Origin of the sequence: Mesobacillus jeotgali, from assembly GCF_031759225.1 — a bacterium.
GTDB lineage: Bacteria > Bacillota > Bacilli > Bacillales > Cytobacillaceae > Mesobacillus > Mesobacillus jeotgali_B.
This window is the reverse complement of record NZ_CP134494.1, coordinates 1012219-1030207: the sequence shown is the minus strand read 5'-3', so window position 1 is coordinate 1030207 and position 17989 is coordinate 1012219. Positions and strand designations below refer to the sequence as shown.

The window sequence follows — 17989 nt, the reverse complement described above, 5'->3', positions numbered from 1 at the left end:
ATAGATATGTAACCACTTACATTTAAAACGGGCTTATTTTTCGTTAAATTGTTGCTTGAACTTCTTGGTAATCCGTTGTATAGTACATAATTGTTTAGTTTTGAACAAAATGGTTTAAAGTATAAATTAATGAATGAGATTTTCTGTCTCTGTATGAAAGGAATTCACTTCCCATGAAACTTGGTGCCCGCATACTGAAAACGGGAATTGCCATCACACTTGCCTTATTTTTATCGCATATTTTCGATCTTCCATCACCGGTGTTTGCCGGGATTGCTGCGATATTTGCCCTGCAGCCGACTGTATACCGCTCTTATCAATCGATTATTGAACATATCCAGGGCAATCTGATCGGTGCCGCCACCGCTGTGTTATTCGTTATGGCGTTCGGTAACAGCATTTTCATTATCGGCCTTGCTGCGGTACTCGTTATTACTTTGAACCTTAAGCTGAAACTAGAAAACACCATTTCGCTTTCTCTTGTCACATTGATTGCGATCATGGAGACACCCGGTGATGATTTCATCCAGTTTGCTCTGATCCGCTTCTCGACCATCATGCTTGGGGTTGTATCGGCATTCATTGTAAACCTGGTGTTCCTGCCGCCCAAATATGAAAATAAGCTTTATTACAAGAGTTCTATTTTATCAGAGGAAATTACGAAGTGGATCAGGCTGAGCACACGTCATGCGTCTGAGCATCAGCTCCTGAAGGCTGATATCGAGAAACTGCGCGAGGGTATCATCAAGCTGGATCAGCTGTATATGATGTATAAGGAAGAACGTGATTATTTTAAAAATAATCCACTTGCGAAGTCGCGCAAACTTGTCATTTACAGGCAGATGATCACGACGGTAAAAAAATCGCTTGAGACGCTCAAAAGGCTTCACCGCTATGAAAATGAATTCAACCAGCTTCCTGTTGAATTCCAGGAAGTCATCCAGCATCAGCTGGATTGCCTGATCAACCACCATGAACAGGTGATGCTAAAGTACGTCGGCAAAGTCAGGCCTGAGGCATCCTATATTGAAGGTGACGTTTGCCTGAACAAGGAGCAGCTTTTTGAATTATTCTTAGCGCAGAGAAGTGAGCTGGCTCAAAACAACAGCCAGATGCTTTATCACGTCATGCAGCTCGTGTCGATCATCATGGAATACGGCGAGCAGGTGGAGCACCTGGATACGCTCGTAACCAGCTTCCAGTCCTACCATAAAGACGATAGCAATGTGACCATGGATCAAAATACAGAAATTTAAAAGCAGCTGGTTTATCAGCTGCTTTTTTTCTTATCCATATAATTCCCTAACTCTTCATTCTAGGATCCAATGCATCCCTTAAGCCATCACCCATCAGGTTGAAGCCGAGTACTGTCAGCATGATTGCAAGTCCTGGGAAAATCATGGTCCATGGTGCCTGGATCATATAGTCTTTCGCGTCTGCGAGCATCTTTCCCCATTCAGGATTTGGCGCGTCTGCCCCTAATCCGAGGAATCCCAGTGCAGCAGCTTCAATGATTGCCGTCGCAATCGCAAGCGTGCCCTGGACGATGATTGGCGCCATACTGTTTGGAAGGATGTGCTGGAACAAAATCCTGCTGTCCCTCATCCCTACAGCCTTGGCAGCCATGATGTATTCCTCTTCTTTTACGCTGAGTACCCTAGATCGAATCAGTCTCCCGAAATTCGGGATATTGATGATTGCAATGGCAATGAGGGCATTTCTAAGTGAAGGTCCCAGAACCGCAACAATGGCAATCGCCAACAGGATGCTAGGAAATGCCAGCATGATATCAAATGCCCTTGAGATGATCGTATCCACCCATCTCCCATAATAGCCGGCAAGGATTCCGAGCAGGCATCCTACGATGATAGAACCCATTACCGCAAAGGTTCCTACCCATAAAGAAATACGTGCACCGTAGATAACTCTTGAAAGAATATCGCGTCCAAAGTCATCGGTCCCGAACCAGTGATCAGCAGAAGGTGCCTGGAGACGGACCTCCATTTTCTGCTCATTGATTCCTTCCGGTGCAATTAACGGCGCAAAGATTGCCAGTAAAATAAAGAATAAAACGATGCCTGCTCCTACCAGAGCTAATTTGTTTTTCTTGAAACTATACCATGCTTCTGCCCAGGGAGACGCCACTTTTTCCTCTACCTGCACGGTTGGCGGCTGCATTTGCTTTTGAGTTAAAATCTCCACCTGCTCTCTCCCCTTCCATCAACGGTATTTGATCCGCGGATCAATTGCTGCGTACAGTAAGTCAACTACTAGGTTGATCATTACAAAAATTAAGGCAATGACCAGGATACCGGATTGTATTACCGGATAATCACGGTAGTTGATCGCCTCGTAAATATAACGTCCAATTCCCGGCCAGCTGAAGATTGTTTCTGTCAGGATCGCTCCTCCAAGCAGAAGCCCTGTCTGCAAACCAATGATTGTCAAAACAGGAATGACCGCATTTTTAAGGGAGTGCTTGTACACAACCCAGAACATGCTTAAACCCTTTGCCCTTGCAGTCCTGATAAAATCAGACCTCATGACCTCAAGCATGGTAGAACGAGTGATCCTGGCGATGATGGCCATCGGAATTGTTGCCAATGCCATCGCAGGCAGCACAAGGTGCTTCAAGACATCGACAAACTGGTCAGTCCGCCCCTGGATCAATGTATCAATAAGATAAAAATTCGTGATTGTATCAACCGGGTTCCGCACTTCTTCCCGCCCGGAGGTCGGCAGTATATCCAGATTGATGGCGAACAGCCACTGTTCCATTAAACCGAGCCAGAAAATCGGCATGGATACACCGATCAGCGCCAGGATCATCGCGCCGTAATCAAACCATGAATTCTGGAACCAAGCACTGATGATTCCTGCATTCACCCCGATGATAATGGCAATCATCATCGCAACAAATGATAGTTCCATTGTCGCTGCAAGATATGGCCAGATTTCACTGCTGATCTCCGACTTTGTTCTTAGTGATTGTCCCAAATCCCCGGTAAGCAGTCCGCCAAGATAATTAAAATATTGTACGTACCACGGCTGGTCTAGACCCAGTTCTCTCGTCAAATCCGCAATCGCTTCTTTAGTCGCCAGCTGCCCGAGAATGACTTGGGCGGGATCTCCAGGGATTGCTCGGATCATGAAAAATACAATAAGTGATAGTCCCAACAGGACAGGGATTAGTGAAAATATTCTTCTGACAGAATAGGCAAACACCTTCCCACCTCTTTTCTTGATGAAAAGCGCAAGCGCCTTGGTCAGTCCCGACATCGAAAAGCGGAGGCGACTGCCCAACTCCGACAAGCGCTGGAGGGCCTGACTGTGAAGTCATTCTTTGACTTCATGGCAGGACCGAAACCGAAATGTATAGCCGACTGTCCAGAAACGCAGAAACTGGAGACTCCGACAAAGAAGCGCTTTTTGCTTCTGCCGGCGGAGTTGAAGTTTCGGAGTTTCTAGGAGGCGAACTAGACAAGCGTCTCGAGGAGTTAGGAGCCGCAGCTAGACAAGCTATTCGAGCTGCAAAAAAGCTGACGCTTCCCGCAGGATACTCGAAGATGCACTGTCGAGGAAATACCGGCAAGGCACCGGAGCTAGACATTACTTAAATGGATTAATTTCATTTGTTCAAAAGAAAAGGGAGAATGCATATGCTCTCCCTTTTCCAGATGCATTATTTTTTGAATTCAACATTTGCCAGGTTATCAGACCCTGTTGGATGTGCTTTGAAGCCAGTAACGTCTGCTCTTCCTGCAAGGGCAGGTTCAGAGTGGACAAGTGGAATCCAAGGAGCATCTTCTTTAATTAGCAATTGAGCTTCTTTATATAGTTTTTCACGTTCGGCCTGGTCATTTGTAGACTGAGCCTTGATGAACAGGTCATGTACTTCCTGGCTAGCGTAGCGTGCATAGTTGTTGCTATCGATATTATCCTGATCCAGGAGCACATACAGGAAGTTATCAGCATCACCATTGTCACCTGTCCAGCCAAGCAAGAATGTATCCGCTTCACCTGTACGTGCTTTTTCAAGATATGTTGCCCACTCATAGGAAACAATCTTTGCTTTTACGCCTACTTCAGCGAAGTCCTTCTGGATCGCTTCAGCAACTTTCTTTCCATCTGGCATATAAGGTCTTGGAACCGGCATTGCCCAAAGTTCAATTTCAAAGCCATCTTCATATCCAGCTTCCTTCAAAAGCTCCTTTGCTTTCTCAGGATTGTAATCATATGGTTCCACATCATCGTTATAACCAGCTACTGATTTCGGCATCGGGTTCTTTGCAGGCTCCGCTGCTCCAGCGAAGAAAGCGTCGATCAATGCTTGCTTATTAACCGCGTGGTTCAATGCCTGTCGTACCTTCTTATCCTTAAGCGGTCCGCGTTCGTTGTTCAATCCCAGGTAAGCAACGTTCAATGAAGGACGATAGAAAACCTGAAGATCTGCATTGTTTTCAATAGATTCAACATCACTGAAGTTTACGCCGTCAATAATGTCAACTTCGCCTGTATTAAGGGCATTCAGACGAGCTGAATTTTCAGGGATGGCACGGAAGATGACTTCATCAAGCTTTGGAAGTCCTTCCTTCCAGTAATCTTCGTTTTTCACCAATGTTACTCTGTCATTGCGTTTCCATTCTTTGAATTTGAATGGTCCAGTACCTACTGGATTTTCAATGAACTTGTCACCATGCTTCTCGATTGCAGCAGGACTCGCGATTCCGAACGGAGACATGGCAAGGTTTTTGTAGAATGGAGCAAGAATACGGTTCAATGTGAATTCAACTGTATGCTCATCCACTGCTTTAACTTCCTTGATTACGTCACCAAATTGTGAGTTATAGTAGTAGAATTGTTCTTTATTGCCTGCCTTCCAGCGCTCGAAGTTGAAGACTACAGCTTCAGCGTTGAAATCAGTGCCGTCATGGAATTTAACACCTTTACGCAGTTTCAATGTGTGTTTCAGGCCATCAGGAGACTCTTCCCAGCTTTCCGCGAGGCCTGGTTGAATTTCTGTATCCTGCTCACCGAACTCGATAAGAGTTTCGTAGATGTTCTTAGTTACTTTGAAAGCTTCTCCTTCAGTTGTGACTGCAGGGTCAAGCGATGTTGAATCGCCACCGCGGCCAAATACTAGAGTTCCACCAGATGACGATCCACCATCTGAACCAGACTCACCGCCAGTTTTCTTCCCGCCGGATTCGTTGTTACATCCAGCCAGGCCTAAGCTTAGGATGAGGATAAAAGCAAAAAACATTAATCCAAAACGCCTTTTCATATTCTTCCCCCTTGTTTTTTCGGACCGGTTTATCTATCCAGTCCATAATATCTATCATCTATGCTGTTGTTCCTGCATACATTCCTTCCTGGAATAAAAATCTGTTATTCCAGGTTAATAAAGGTGGCAGGCAGCAAAATGACCAGGCTCAATTTCCTTCAATACAGGTCTGTCAGTCTTGCAGATTTCCATGCATTCTTTACATCTGGTATGGAATGCACATCCCTGCGGCGGATTCGCCGGGCTTGGGAGATCCCCTGTCAACAGCTCCTGTTCCCTTTTCACATCAGGATCCGGGATCGGTACCGCTGAAAGCAGTGCTTTCGTATACGGATGGAGCGGTTTATCGTACAGCTTATCGGCTTCCGTGATTTCTACGAGCCTGCCTAAGTACATGACTCCCACCCTGTCACTGATATGCCTTACAACTCCAAGATCATGGGCTATGAAAATATAAGTCAACTGGAATTCCTCTTGCAGGTCCTCCAGTAGATTAAGCACCTGTGATTGAATCGAAACATCGAGTGCGGATACAGGTTCATCAGCTATGATCAGCTTTGGCCTTGTCATCAACGCCCGGGCAATTCCGATTCGCTGGCGCTGTCCGCCGCTGAACTGGTGTGGATACCTCTTGGCATGGTAGCTGCTGAGACCGACAACTTCGAGCATTTCCTTTACCATCTGCTTGCGTTCCTTCTTCGTCCCGATTCCATGGACAATCAAAGGTTCCTCTAGTATTTTCTCGACTGTATGCCTTGGATTCAGTGAAGCAAATGGATCCTGGAAGACCATCTGCATATCCTTACGGGTCTTGCGCATATCGTTATCGGATAGTGTCACCAGATCCTTCCCTTCGAAAACGACTTGCCCTTCTGTCGGGTCGATCAGGCGCATCAGCATTCTTCCAGTAGTGGATTTCCCGCAGCCAGACTCGCCAACAAGACCCAGTGTTTCACCTTTATTCACCCAAAAGCTGATATCATCAACCGCTTTTACACTTCCAGTCTGCTTGCCAAGGATCCCTCCGGTAATAGGAAAATATTTTTTTAATCCATCAACTTTTAACAGTACTTCGGTCATTGGCTACTCCCTCCTTCTCATGCAGCAGGCAGCGAACAGTATGGCCGGGCTTGCCAGTTTCATAGAGTTCAGGATCTTCGCTCAAGCATCTGTCCATCACAAATTCGCATCTTGCCGCAAACCTGCAGCCCACCTTGATGGACCCTGGCTTTGGCACGTTACCAGGAATGGAGTATAACCTCTCCTGCTTATCCCTGATATCCGGAATCGATTTGAGCAGGCCGAGAGTATAAGGATGCTTTGGATTTTTAAAAATATCCTCCACAAGCCCTTCCTCCACGATTTTACCTGCATACATGACAACAACACGCTGACAAACCTCGGCAACAACACCAAGGTCATGAGTGATCATGATGATGGCTGTATCAAGCTTTTCATTTAAATCCTTCATTAGAGCCAGAATCTGCGCCTGGATGGTTACATCAAGTGCAGTTGTCGGTTCATCAGCGATCAGAACCCGCGGATGGCAGCTCAGTGCCATTGCAATCATGACCCTCTGCCTCATTCCTCCTGAAAGCTGATGGGGATATTCCTTAATGATTTGGTCTGCCCTTGGCAGTCCAACAAGTTTAAGCATCTCCACTGCTTGTTGATAGGCGGCCTTTTTGCCAAGTTTCTTATGTATCTTCAACGCCTCAACGAGCTGTTCGCCAATTGTGAATAAGGGATTTAAAGAAGTCATCGGTTCCTGGAAAATCATCGCGACCTCATTACCGCGGATTTCACGCATCCGCCTTTCGGAAGCGTGTACCAGGTCTTCTCCATTGAGAAGGATTGCTCCTCCAGCAATTTTTCCCGGAGGCTGGGGAATCAGCTTCATTATAGATAAGGAAGTTACGCTCTTCCCGCTGCCTGATTCTCCGACTATCCCAAGGATTTCTCCTTTGTTAACCGAAAAGCTGACATCATCTACTGCAGGAATCTCACCATCTTTGCTGACAAATGATGTCCTTAAGTTTTTTACATCTAAAACCGGAGCATGTACCACTTTTCTACTCCTTTCTATTACCGAAATATTATTGTTGAATAAAAAATCTTATGTCTGTGTTAAACATTTTATATTAAATGCACCAAGATAGTCCACTGATTTTTCTAAATTATTTAAATATAATAATAATTTAGAATTATTTTAGGCAATTGGTACTAATTGTATGCCAAAAGTTGATAAAATATGACACTAATGGAATGCGGAAGAAGTAACTTATCTAGTTCTCTCTCTCTACTAATAAAAAACCCGAACATTGTCCGCGAATAGATATTTTGCGATAAGCAAAAGAAAAACCGAAGCGAAAACGCTCCGGTTTTTAATAAAGTATAGTTAACTCTCCAACTGCTGGACCTGGAATAGCCTATGATAGCCGCCCTGCTTTGCCATCAGTTGTTCATGGCTGCCGTCTTCGACGATCTCTCCGTGTTCAATCAGGACAATCCTGTCGGCGTGGGTAATCGTGGATAAACGATGGGCTACAATGAATGTTGTCCTGTCTTTTGCCAGCTTTTCAATCGCTTCCTGAATAAGGTGTTCACTTTCAAGGTCAAGTGCTGATGTTGCTTCGTCCAGAATCAAGATCGGCGGATTCTTCAGGAACACGCGCGCAATGGCGACACGCTGCTTTTGGCCACCGGAAAGCTTGACTCCCCTTTCACCGACTTTCGTATCATAGCCTTCGGGCAGACTCATAATAAAGTCATGGGCATTTGCAGCCTTGGCAGCCTGGATCACTTCCTCGTCACTGGCTCCCGGCCTGCCTAAAAGGATATTGGATTTAACAGATTCGCTGAACAAAATATTATCTTGCGCAACCATACCGATTTTATCGCGCAGGGATCGAACCTTGAACGAACGGATATCCTTCCCGTCCAGGAGAATCTCTCCTTCGGTAACATCAAAAAATCTGGGAATCAGGCTGACAAACGAAGATTTTCCGCCTCCGCTCATCCCGACCAGGGCAATTGTTTCTCCCTTTTTGACCTCTATATTCAAATTCTTGAGTACCGACTCCCCGGCTTCCTCATAAGAGAAACTTACATTTCTAAAAGAAATATCTCCATGTACCTTTTTTAATTCGACCGCATCTGCAGAATCCTTGATATCATACTTTTCATCCATGAACTCGAAAACTCGGTCCATTGACGCAATCGCCTGTGTCAATGTAGTCGATGAATTCACGAGCCTTCGCAGAGGATTATAAAGGCGGTCGATATATGCGATGAAAGCGGCCATTTCCCCGATGGTCAGACTGCCTTGAAGTACCTGATAACCGGAAAAGCCAATGACGAGCAGCGGCGCGATATCAGTAATCGTATTGACTACTGCAAATGCTTTTGCGTTCCACCTTGTATGATCTAGTGCTTTCGTCAAAAAGTTTTTATTCTGCTGATCAAACTGTGTTTGCTCATAATCCTCGATTGCGAAACTTTTGATAACGGAGATCCCAGCTACCCTCTCATGCAAATAGCTTTGCACTCCCGCAAGTGCCTGGGACCGTTCCCTCGTAAGCTTCCGAAGATTCCCGAAGAAGTATTTTACCGAGAAAGCGTAAAAAGGGAAGAGAATCAGCGAAACAAACGTCAGCTGGACATCCATCGTGAACATGATAGCAGCCGCTATCATAATCGTAGCAACGTCTAGCCACAGATTCATCAGTCCAGTAACTACGAAGGTTTTTGTTTGCTCGACATCATTGATCATCCTTGAGATGACCTCTCCCGCTCTCGTATTGGAGTAATATTTGTAGCTTAGCCGCTGCATGTGAGTAAACAGTCTGTCCCTTATGTCATAAAGGATTTTGCTTGCAGTCCACTGGGCAAAATATTGTCGGTAATACTCAATAGGCGGTCTGAGCACGACAAAAACAACGATCATGATGCCCATTACCCAGAGGAGTTTATCTATTTTTTCATCCTTGGTCAGTGTTTCACTGCCGATGACATCATCAAGGACAAATTTAATTAAAAGTGGAATCAACAGTGGTATTGCAAATTTGAGAATACCGATGAAGATTGTTCCGATGATTTGCAGCCTATATGGTTTGACGAATTTTAAGTATCTGCGGATGCTGCCCAATTTATAGTTCCCCCTTATGGAGCCTTGCCTTGCTGTCCACGAAACAAAAACCTGTTGAATCAAATCAACAGGCTGATGCTTGTCTACCCTGTACAGTTAACGACGATATGTTAAATACCGTTCGTAGTAAATGTCGATAAAATCCGGCGCGAATGGACCCTTCCTCTGCCTGATCCAGCGTTTGAGCTTTTCAACATTGTATTTCAATATCTTATCGATCACATCAGGGTACTGCATTTCTTTACGATGTCGTTCATATTCATCTTCATCGAGCAGATTAAACGTCATATCTGGAAATACTTTAATATCGAGATCATAATCAATATATTTCAGTGCTTCTCCATCAAAGATGAATGGCGAACTAATATTGCAGTAATAATACACGCCATCCTCCCGAATCATTCCAATAACGTTGAACCATAACTGAGAGTGGAAGTAACAGATTGCAGGCTCTCTCGTAATCCAAGTTCTCCCGTCTGACTCAGTAACAACTGTCCGATCATTTCCGCCTATCACAAGATTTTGCGTTCCTTTCAAGACGGTAGTTTCTTCCCAGACTCGATGGATGTGCCCATTATGCTTATAACTATGGATTTGGATCGGTTCACCTTCTGTGGGTACGCCCATGTTCTTCTCCCCTACTTTCCTTTCCCGGAAACTTTGCGACCTATTACTGTATATGTATCTATTTCCTTTAAACGACAAAAGGCAACAAAGAACGATTCCTTTTTTTTATTATTATAACGGTTAACGTGAGAATTTAAAACAAAAGAGCCATCGATTTCCTCGATCGCCCAATAAATTTGCTTGAATTTTTATAAAAATTCACTTTTTATACCAATCAAATGAACAGAGAGGTCTTAACGAAAGGTAACGGCAAGCTCTTGATACGTATGGATGACTTCCTCCGTCTGCTTTTCAAACATCCGGTGGATTTCCTGCAGATCCTGTTTTTTTAGATCAATCTCCATGCGAAGTTCCTCTAACTCCGCACTTTGCTTTAGGGCATCGAGCTGTTTTTCAATCTCCTGGCATCTTTCCAATTCAGACTGCAGATAAAGAAGCTTTTCCATCGTTTGCATTTGTGTGAATACCAATTCGTTAAATTTATCCATGCTTTTCCACCGCCTGTAAAATTTATCTTCTAATTGTATTCTTGGGTTACGATGGAATTCCTTTGACTAGTTATGTAGAGGATTCGGAACCTTTGTCGAATGGTGGATATAAATTATTTACGAACTTTTGGCGGTTACTCCAGTCTTCTCCGATTTAGGTTCCAGTAAACATGGAAAAGGCACTCTACGAATTAGAGTGCCTTTCTTAAAGGTGATATTAGCGCTGTTGGCCAGAGTTACGGCCTTTGCGAGCTTCAGCTTGCTGGTTTTGCTGGCGTACTTCTTGAGCGTTAGTTTCGCTCGCGAATTCAGTACCGAATTGGCCCTGGCGACCAGCAGATTGAGCGTTTTGCTGTCTCACTTCTTGAATGTTAGTTCCAGCTTGAGATTGGTTAGGTTGTTTTGCCATCGTTTATCACCTCCACGAAATATAGATTAACCATCCGCAAGGTGTAATATCCGACTAATTTTTACCAAATCATCTTTTCTTAAACTAACAACGATATACCACCATCAACAATAATCGTCTGTCCGCGAATCATGCTGGATTCATCCTTCAGCAGGAACATGATGGCATTGATCATGTCGTCAATTTCAACCATTCTTCCTGCAGGTGTTTTTTCTCTGGCCTCAGCAAGGAGTTCCTCTCTATTCGGGAAGTGCGTCAGTGCTTCGGTATCGACAGCTCCGCCTGAAACGGCGTTGACAACGATATTTTTACGGGCCAGTTCCACAGCCAGATAGCGTGTCAATGCTTCCAGGGCAGCCTTTGAAACCCCTACAGTTGTATAGTTTTCCAAATATCTGATTGAACCCAGCGAACTAATGCTGACGATTTTACCTCCGCCATTCCTCTCCATCAGTTTCGCCGCTTCCTGGGCACAGAATAACAATGCTTTGCTATTGATGTTCATCGTCCAGTCCCAGTGTGATTCTTCAAGTTCCATCGCTGGTCGAAGCACCCCTGAAGCTGCATTATTCACGAACACATCGAGCCTGCCGAATTCTGCATCGATTTGTTCGAACATAGCTTTGATCTTGCTCACATCCCCAACATTCGCCTTAACGACAAGGACTTTCCTGCCAAGAGCTTCAATTTGCTCTGCTGTTTCCTGCGCTGCCTTTTTGCTGCGGGCATAGTTTACGACGATGTCGTATCCCTCTTTTGCGAGCGTGATGGCCGCCGCCTTACCGATTCCCCGGCTGCTTCCTGTAATAAGTGCAACTTTTTGTGTCATCTAAAAAACCCTTTCTATAGTTCTTGCTTAAAAAGCGGAACCTTAATTTTGTTTCATTTTAGCTTTTTCAGGTATATATGACAACAAGGATCTAATTTTAATGCTGTGATAAAAAACCCCTTTACTGAAAACACTATTCTGTAGACCAACACTTTTATGAAAGGATGATCCCGATGTATGTAGGCCGTGATATGACTGAATTATCGATGATGCCCAAGACAGATTGGAAGGATAGCGAGCTGGCCTTTTTCCATCATTCTCTCCAGCAGATGGTGCCTTACCTGAATGCGGAGGGCCAGTCGATTCACAGGGAGATCGTTGAAGAAATCGAAAGCCGAGGCGGTTTGAACCGCGGAGAAGCCGATTACACACATGGAACGAAAGTGAGCTACGATTGATCTAGAAAAGGCTGATAATTCAAAGTGATTATTCAGCCTTTTTTGATTCAAGATATTTTTTCAGCATTTTTTGGTATGGAACCGGGAAGGCGAATTCCTGAATTTCTTTTTCGGTCACCAGCCTCAACTGTGGAGTCTCGAGGATTTCACCCGTAAATTGGCCACTGAATACCTGTATGTTCCATACCAGATGAGAAAATACATGGTCGATTTCCCCTATGGATTCGTTTATTTTTGGTGATAAGCCATATACCTCTTCAAAATGCTCAGATAACTGGTCCCTCTGGCGCTGGAAGTCGAGATTCAATTCAACTGTCGGGAACTCCCATAAGTTTGCCAGCAAGCCTGTTCCAGGTCTTTTCCGGATTAGGATCCTTCCACCCTCATCTTTAAAAATCCCGGCAGCAAGCTGCACATTTTTCTGCTTTTTCTTTTTTGTTTTTACAGGAAGTTCATCCTGCACTCCTTCGTGGAATGCTTCGCAATGCTCCCTGACAGGACAGAGCAGGCAGGATGGAGATGTCGGAGTGCAGATAAGGGCTCCAAGCTCCATTAACGCCTGATTGAAATAGGAGGGATTTTCATGGGAGATCAATTCCCTCACTGCCGCTTCAAAAATTTTACGGGACGCAGGCCTGGCAATGTCCTCCCAAATCAATAAAATACGGGATAATACCCTCATGACATTTCCATCGACCGCTGGCTCGGGTTTTCCATAGGCAATACTAAGAATCGCCCCGGCCGTGTATGGACCAACACCTTTTAAGGCTGAAATCTCCTCCGGTGAATCCGGTACTTTTCCGCCATATCTCTCATTAACTTCTTGAACGGCGGATTGTAGATTTCGTACCCGGGAATAATAACCGAGTCCTTCCCAGGCCTTAAGGACTTTTTCTTCATCAGCGGCAGCAAGCGCCTCTATTGTTGGAAAGTTTTCCAAAAATCGATTAAAATAAGGGATGACAGTATCTACTCTAGTTTGCTGGAGCATGATTTCTGATACCCACACTTTATAAGGATCCTGATCCTTTCTCCATGGCAGTTCACGCTGCTCACTTACAAACCATCCTATCAAGTCATCCTGAAAGGATTTAATATCCATTTTATCTATACATTTCTTGATGTCAGTTGCCACTTTTGTTCCTCCAGGTGTTAAACTTTCCGGAAATTTGGGAATATAATATTAACGCTTCTGCTTAATCGCCAGGAAACCCATTCGTTCCAATCCGCCCGGTACAAAGTCTTCAAGGATTCCAAATACGGAATGATTCCGGGATAACCGCATTTTTTTCAAGGCGTGATAATGGGCTTCGGTCGGGACATAGAATGATTCAACAAAGATATTCCGTTCGTCCGACTGGCTGCATGAAAACATATCAGCTTCAAAGTCGGGAAGCATGGTCGAAATCTTATCGATTGTTTCATGGTATTGGCTAAGCAGATTCTGCTTTACTTCGTATTGGACGATCATCTGAATCAATTTATTCAGCTCCTTTGAAATTTCGTTAAAGGGACTGATTGATACAGCCCTTTAAAAGTAAACTATTATTCGCTTTGTGACAAGGACTTTCCACTGCCATACTCTGGTTAAGAGTAACTTGAATCTTTTAAAAAGGAGGCTGTTTCCATGGATACAGGAACTCATGTTGTGATGGGATTCGCTCTGGGCGGATTGGCTACGCTTGATCCTGCTGTCAGCGAAAGCACCGCCACTGCCTCAAGTGTTTTGATTGCCACACTTGTCGGCTCACAAATCCCTGATATAGATACTGTATTGAAATTAAGGAATAACGCTGTTTATATTCGGAACCACCGGGGAATTACCCATTCGATTCCAGCAGTCCTCCTATGGCCGCTGCTTATTTCTGGGACAATCTACTTTTTCTACCCTGAAGCAAATTTGCTGCATTTATGGATTTGGACATTTATAGCTGTTTTCCTTCATGTTTTTGTCGACATTTTCAACGCATATGGAACACAGGCATTGCGTCCTTTTTCGTCGAAATGGGTCGCTCTCGGGGTAATCAATACATTTGACCCGATTATTTTTGCGCTTCATGTCGTCGGTTTGTTCCTTTGGGCTTTTGGATATCACCCTGGATACACCTTTTTGACGATTTATGCCATCCTGGTGTTCTACTACATTTATCGCTTTATTATGAAATTCCGCATAAGAAGGGCAGTTGAAAACATTGTTCCGGATGCTACCGATATCATCATCGCCCCAACCATGAAGTTCAATCATTGGCGGGTCGCTGTAATGAACAAACACCAGTTCTTTGTCGGCCGGGGGCACAAGCACCACGTGAGGATCCTCGATCAGTTCAATCGTGTGCCGGTTCCCGAAACACCAGTGCTGGAAGCTGCAAAAAAAGACAAGAATCTATCAGCGTTCCTGTCCTTCTCTCCAGTTTACCGCTGGGAATGTGATGAATACGATGACTTTTACGAAGTAAGGTTCATCGACCTGCGCTACCGCAGCAACGGGCATTATCCTTTCGTCGCCGTCGTGAACCTAAGCAAGGACCTGGAAATCCTCAGCTCCTACACCGGCTGGATATATAGTGAGGAAAAACTAAGAAAGAAATTGGAATTCCTTCCTGGAGAAGGGTAAGTGACCGGGCGTGTTGCCCGGTTTTTTTATGTATGGATTATTTGAGGGCAGCTATCGAGGAAAACGAGACCCTTATGAGAGTGCAGAGCCATTCATAAGGGCATCTATCGGGGAGAACGGAACCCTTATGAGAGTGCAAAGCCATTCATAAGGGCATCTATCGGGACCAACGAGACCCTTATGAGAGTGCAGAGCCATTCATAAGGGCATCTATCGGGGAGAACGGGACCCTTATGAGAGTGCAAAGCCATTCATAAGGGCATCTATCGGGGCCAACGAGACCCTTATGGAGAGTACAAAGACATTCATAAGGGCATCTATCGGGACCAACGAGACCCTTATGAGAGTGTAGAGCCATTCATAAGGGCATCTATCGGGACCAACGAGACCCTTATGGAGAGTATAAAGACATACATAAGAGCATCTATCGGGAAGAACGAGACCCTTATGAGAGTGCCAAGCTATTCATAAGGGAATCTATCGGGGAGAACGGGACCTTTATGAGAATGCCAAGCCATATATAAGCATAAGAGCTGTCACACAAAATAAAAATCCCCATAAAAGGGGATTTTCACTTTAATGTGTATGACCAGAATCCTGCTGATTCAATAAATGCTTATACTTCGGATTCCTGGCAACGAATTCGTGGAGCTGTTCGCCGTAGTTGTCAATCCATTGGCGGACTACTTTTTCGGTCATTTCGCTTCCCATGTATTTGTGTCCTGCTTTTGCATAGGTTGACTCGAAGTCTCCCCATAAAAGCTCCACCCAGGTCAATGCCTGCTCGTACGTGATGCCTTTGTTTTTTTCCTGCAGCAGGCTTGCCAGTTTCTCAATAGTTTCCTGCATTGTGATCACCCTTTGCCAATATTTAATGTAGTCATGATTGAGTGTTTTTATCTAATACTATAAATGCGTGCAGCTTTTTTGGCATACACGTAATTTTACCCGTCACGGAGGGCAATATGCGAAATAAAGTAACCAACTTCCCGAATCAGAACAACAATAAGCTCGAGGGCGAACCCCGGGCAAAAGCGGAATACGCTTCTACAAGAGCTGATGGTACCATCAATACTCATCCACAGGAGCGCATGTACGCCTCATCTCACCGTGAAGATGATACCTCAGCGGTCATAAAAGACCATTAATAAGCTTTCGCTGAACATGTAATATCCAGCGAAACCTGAGAGCAAAACCAGATATTAGTTACTCTGGTTTTGCTCTAATTTCAACAACAGGGAAATCGGCAGTGCTTCTTCTCTTCCGTCACCATGGAGACGTGCACCCCATGCAAATACCCCATTCATATAATCTATTTTGAAATAAGAACCCGGGTCTCCATCGATCCCGTAGATTTCACCTGGTTTAAAATCTTCCGGATTCAGCATGTAAGATTTGGCCATGGCTATTTTACGTTCGTAAACGGCAAGTTCACTAACCATTCCCATCTGTTCCGATTTTCTAGCCTTGTCCCGTAGACTGGCGATTTCCTGGTTCAACTCGTATTCAGTCATCTCGCTGTATCGTTTTTCTCTGCCCATATCATTCACTCCTGGATTGTTCTCGCTTTTAACATTCAAGCATTTAAGATATAACTAAATTATAGCATGTTATCTTAAGGAGGCTATCATGAAAGCAATCATTGTGACTGGTGCCGGTACAGGCCTTGGGAAAGAGCTCTCACTGCTTTTGGCCAACCAGGGATTCCATATGATTTTAACAGGGAGAACAGAAGATAAGCTAAACGCTGTCAAGGTACAGATCGAACAGTCTGGAGGAAGTGCTACCGCGATTCAGCTTGATTTGCGCAACCTTGAGGATATTAAGGAAAAGGCGCTGTTGATCAGCAAGAAGCATGAAATTTACGGTCTTGTGAATAATGCAGGCCTCGGATATTTTGGCCCGTTCTCCGAAGTGTCAGATACTGAAATAGAAGAAATGTTCCAGACGAATGTCTTCGGAACCATCAATATGACGAAAGCACTCCTCCCCTATCTTGAACAGAATCATGAAGGGCTGGTCTTGAACATTGTTTCCACAGCCGGTCTGCGCGGTAAAAAGAATGAAGCAGTCTATTGCTCCACTAAATTCGCAGTCAGGGGATTCACCGAAAGCCTTCAGAAGGAGTATGAAGGAACTGGGATCACATTCGTCGCTGCTTATATGGGCGGCATGAATACGCCATTCTGGGATGATACCGAGCATGTGGAAGACCCAACAGGACTTAGGTCAGCTGCAGAGGTGGCCCAAATCATTGTGAACAATCTTGATCAAGCAGAAATTGTGATCGAATCTAAAAAATCATGACAAGTGTCATGATTTTTTAGTCCTCATTTTCTTTTTCCATGATGAATTCATCAATCAATTCCATAGGAAATCCTTTGCGATACAATGCCATCTTCAGCTTCTGTCGGTATTCACGCTCCGGAAGCTTACTGTATTTATTATGCAGTTTATCACCTTGAACCCTCAGTGCATCCATTTCAGCTCCGGCTTCTTTTTCGACTTCAGTCTCATCCAATGCAGCACGGATGATAGAAAAAGAATACCCTTTGCGCTTCAGCATCTGCTCTATTTTCTGCTTTAAAATCCTTGAAGAGTCCTTTTTATTTTTCAAAGCATATTTTTCACTCAGTTTAATCGCCTTTTCCAGCTGTTCATCGAATGAAACCTCTTCAATGGATTTTATAATTAAGTCTGGAGCAATTCCTTTTTCCTTTAATTCCAGTTTGATGACATCTGCACCTTTATCCGTCGTATTCAATTTTGTCTGGACAAATGCCTTTGCAAATTCCTCATCATCCAGGAATTTGAATTCATATAATTTATGGATTGCTTCTTTTATGACAGAATCCGATATTTCTTTCTTTTTCAGGTGTTCACGTACCTCTGATTCTGACCGCATGCGGTGTGAAAGATAATTGATTGCCGTATTATAGGCTTTCCGGATGTCGTCCTGGAACAGCATTTCCGTGACAGCGAAGTCATCCAGCTCCATCCCTTTTTTTAGGTTATATTTAATTAAAACATCTTCATCGACACTGAAGGCATACTCTTCTCCTCTTCCGCTGTCAGTAAAAATGCTGTATCTGTCCTTATTGTGTTTTTGAACGGAAATCTTTGTAATGACTGGCATCTTATTTCACCTCTACAGAAACTTTAACACATTCAAAGAAGGTTTATCATGTTAAAA

Annotated in this window: 20 protein-coding genes; 5 read left to right on the top strand and 15 right to left on the bottom strand. The window is 44.2% G+C overall.

Features of this window, described 5'->3' with window-relative positions; all coding sequences use genetic code 11:
• Positions 1–173 precede the first annotated feature (173 nt).
• Positions 174–1256, top strand: a complete 1083-nt coding sequence (locus RH061_RS05100; protein ID WP_311074412.1) for an FUSC family protein — start codon at positions 174–176, stop codon at positions 1254–1256.
• Positions 1257–1302: 46 nt separating this feature from the next.
• Here RH061_RS05100 and RH061_RS05095 read toward each other — a convergent pair whose 3' ends face one another.
• The 10 genes from RH061_RS05095 to fabL form a co-directional block, all read right to left on the bottom strand.
• Positions 1303–2178, bottom strand: a complete 876-nt coding sequence (locus tag RH061_RS05095) for an ABC transporter permease (RefSeq protein WP_311076278.1) — start codon at positions 2176–2178, stop codon at positions 1303–1305.
• Between the two features lie 42 nt (positions 2179–2220).
• The gene (locus tag RH061_RS05090) at positions 2221–3225 is read right to left on the bottom strand and encodes an ABC transporter permease (protein WP_311074411.1); all 1005 of its coding nucleotides are present in this window, start codon (positions 3223–3225) and stop codon (positions 2221–2223) included.
• Between the two features lie 457 nt (positions 3226–3682).
• Positions 3683–5284, bottom strand: coding sequence for an ABC transporter substrate-binding protein (locus RH061_RS05085; protein WP_311074410.1), 1602 nt, complete (start codon positions 5282–5284; stop codon positions 3683–3685).
• 114 nt (positions 5285–5398) lie between these two features.
• A complete protein-coding gene (locus RH061_RS05080; protein WP_311074408.1) occupies positions 5399–6364 on the bottom strand; it encodes an ABC transporter ATP-binding protein in 966 nt (321 codons plus the stop codon).
• Complete coding sequence (locus RH061_RS05075) at positions 6339–7352, bottom strand: ABC transporter ATP-binding protein (protein ID WP_311074406.1); 1014 nt, start codon at positions 7350–7352, stop codon at positions 6339–6341. The genes RH061_RS05080 and RH061_RS05075 overlap by 26 nt, the downstream gene beginning before the upstream one ends.
• 330 nt (positions 7353–7682) lie before the next feature.
• A complete protein-coding gene (locus RH061_RS05070; protein WP_311074405.1) occupies positions 7683–9431 on the bottom strand; it encodes an ABC transporter ATP-binding protein in 1749 nt (582 codons plus the stop codon).
• Positions 9432–9527: 96 nt separating this feature from the next.
• Positions 9528–10058, bottom strand: coding sequence for a nucleoside tri-diphosphate phosphatase (gene ntdP, locus RH061_RS05065; protein ID WP_041967592.1), 531 nt, complete (start codon positions 10056–10058; stop codon positions 9528–9530).
• Positions 10059–10291: 233 nt separating this feature from the next.
• Entirely contained in the window at positions 10292–10546 is a 255-nt protein-coding gene (locus RH061_RS05060) for a YgaB family protein (protein WP_311074402.1), read from the bottom strand.
• 217 nt (positions 10547–10763) lie between these two features.
• Positions 10764–10955 (bottom strand): gamma-type small acid-soluble spore protein, encoded by a 192-nt coding sequence (locus tag RH061_RS05055; RefSeq protein WP_311074401.1) that lies wholly within the window; start codon positions 10953–10955, stop codon positions 10764–10766.
• Positions 10956–11034: 79 nt separating this feature from the next.
• Positions 11035–11784 carry an enoyl-[acyl-carrier-protein] reductase FabL gene (gene fabL, locus RH061_RS05050; RefSeq protein WP_311074399.1) on the bottom strand — a complete coding sequence of 250 codons (750 nt, stop codon included), beginning with the start codon at positions 11782–11784 and terminating at the stop codon, positions 11035–11037.
• Positions 11785–11957: 173 nt separating this feature from the next.
• Here fabL and RH061_RS05045 point away from each other — a divergent pair, with 173 nt between their 5' ends.
• Positions 11958–12182 carry a hypothetical protein gene (locus tag RH061_RS05045; RefSeq protein WP_311074398.1) on the top strand — a complete coding sequence of 75 codons (225 nt, stop codon included), beginning with the start codon at positions 11958–11960 and terminating at the stop codon, positions 12180–12182.
• Positions 12183–12210: 28 nt separating this feature from the next.
• Here RH061_RS05045 and mutY read toward each other — a convergent pair whose 3' ends face one another.
• Both mutY and RH061_RS05035 read right to left on the bottom strand, forming a co-directional pair.
• On the bottom strand, positions 12211–13284 hold the full coding sequence (gene mutY / locus RH061_RS05040; protein WP_311076276.1) for an A/G-specific adenine glycosylase: 1074 nt from the start codon (positions 13282–13284) through the stop codon (positions 12211–12213).
• Between the two features lie 81 nt (positions 13285–13365).
• Positions 13366–13662: a hypothetical protein gene (locus RH061_RS05035; protein WP_311074396.1), complete on the bottom strand. Its 297-nt coding sequence runs from the start codon at positions 13660–13662 to the stop codon at positions 13366–13368.
• A gap of 147 nt (positions 13663–13809) precedes the next feature.
• Here RH061_RS05035 and RH061_RS05030 point away from each other — a divergent pair, with 147 nt between their 5' ends.
• Positions 13810–14796 (top strand): metal-dependent hydrolase, encoded by a 987-nt coding sequence (locus RH061_RS05030; protein ID WP_311074394.1) that lies wholly within the window; start codon positions 13810–13812, stop codon positions 14794–14796.
• A gap of 576 nt (positions 14797–15372) precedes the next feature.
• Here the strand turns inward: RH061_RS05030 and RH061_RS05025 are convergent.
• Positions 15373–15645, bottom strand: coding sequence for a YfhJ family protein (locus RH061_RS05025; protein ID WP_311074393.1), 273 nt, complete (start codon positions 15643–15645; stop codon positions 15373–15375).
• A 116-nt stretch (positions 15646–15761) separates the two neighbouring features.
• Here RH061_RS05025 and RH061_RS05020 point away from each other — a divergent pair, with 116 nt between their 5' ends.
• The gene (locus RH061_RS05020; protein WP_079505761.1) at positions 15762–15944 is read left to right on the top strand and encodes a small, acid-soluble spore protein K; all 183 of its coding nucleotides are present in this window, start codon (positions 15762–15764) and stop codon (positions 15942–15944) included.
• Positions 15945–15998: 54 nt separating this feature from the next.
• Here RH061_RS05020 and RH061_RS05015 read toward each other — a convergent pair whose 3' ends face one another.
• On the bottom strand, positions 15999–16337 hold the full coding sequence (locus tag RH061_RS05015) for a YfhH family protein (protein ID WP_311074391.1): 339 nt from the start codon (positions 16335–16337) through the stop codon (positions 15999–16001).
• 88 nt (positions 16338–16425) lie between these two features.
• Between RH061_RS05015 and RH061_RS05010 the strand changes: the two genes are divergently transcribed.
• Complete coding sequence (locus tag RH061_RS05010; RefSeq protein ID WP_311074389.1) at positions 16426–17103, top strand: SDR family NAD(P)-dependent oxidoreductase; 678 nt, start codon at positions 16426–16428, stop codon at positions 17101–17103.
• Between the two features lie 16 nt (positions 17104–17119).
• Here RH061_RS05010 and recX read toward each other — a convergent pair whose 3' ends face one another.
• Positions 17120–17932 (bottom strand): recombination regulator RecX, encoded by an 813-nt coding sequence (gene recX / locus RH061_RS05005; RefSeq protein ID WP_311074388.1) that lies wholly within the window; start codon positions 17930–17932, stop codon positions 17120–17122.
• Positions 17933–17989 lie beyond the last annotated feature (57 nt).

Coding starts and splice junctions, on each gene's coding strand:
- RH061_RS05095 (WP_311076278.1), bottom strand. CDS start 2,178: ATGCAGCCGCCAACCGTGCAGGTAGAGGAAAAAGTGGCGTCTCCCTGG.
- RH061_RS05060 (WP_311074402.1), bottom strand. CDS start 10,546: ATGGATAAATTTAACGAATTGGTATTCACACAAATGCAAACGATGGAA.
- RH061_RS05100 (WP_311074412.1), top strand. CDS start 174: ATGAAACTTGGTGCCCGCATACTGAAAACGGGAATTGCCATCACACTT.
- mutY (WP_311076276.1), bottom strand. CDS start 13,284: ATGGATATTAAATCCTTTCAGGATGACTTGATAGGATGGTTTGTAAGT.
- ntdP (WP_041967592.1), bottom strand. CDS start 10,058: ATGGGCGTACCCACAGAAGGTGAACCGATCCAAATCCATAGTTATAAG.
- RH061_RS05030 (WP_311074394.1), top strand. CDS start 13,810: ATGGATACAGGAACTCATGTTGTGATGGGATTCGCTCTGGGCGGATTG.
- RH061_RS05080 (WP_311074408.1), bottom strand. CDS start 6,364: ATGACCGAAGTACTGTTAAAAGTTGATGGATTAAAAAAATATTTTCCT.
- RH061_RS05085 (WP_311074410.1), bottom strand. CDS start 5,284: ATGAAAAGGCGTTTTGGATTAATGTTTTTTGCTTTTATCCTCATCCTA.
- fabL (WP_311074399.1), bottom strand. CDS start 11,784: ATGACACAAAAAGTTGCACTTATTACAGGAAGCAGCCGGGGAATCGGT.
- RH061_RS05015 (WP_311074391.1), bottom strand. CDS start 16,337: ATGGGCAGAGAAAAACGATACAGCGAGATGACTGAATACGAGTTGAAC.
- RH061_RS05055 (WP_311074401.1), bottom strand. CDS start 10,955: ATGGCAAAACAACCTAACCAATCTCAAGCTGGAACTAACATTCAAGAA.
- RH061_RS05010 (WP_311074389.1), top strand. CDS start 16,426: ATGAAAGCAATCATTGTGACTGGTGCCGGTACAGGCCTTGGGAAAGAG.
- RH061_RS05020 (WP_079505761.1), top strand. CDS start 15,762: ATGCGAAATAAAGTAACCAACTTCCCGAATCAGAACAACAATAAGCTC.
- RH061_RS05025 (WP_311074393.1), bottom strand. CDS start 15,645: ATGCAGGAAACTATTGAGAAACTGGCAAGCCTGCTGCAGGAAAAAAAC.
- recX (WP_311074388.1), bottom strand. CDS start 17,932: ATGCCAGTCATTACAAAGATTTCCGTTCAAAAACACAATAAGGACAGA.
- RH061_RS05045 (WP_311074398.1), top strand. CDS start 11,958: ATGTATGTAGGCCGTGATATGACTGAATTATCGATGATGCCCAAGACA.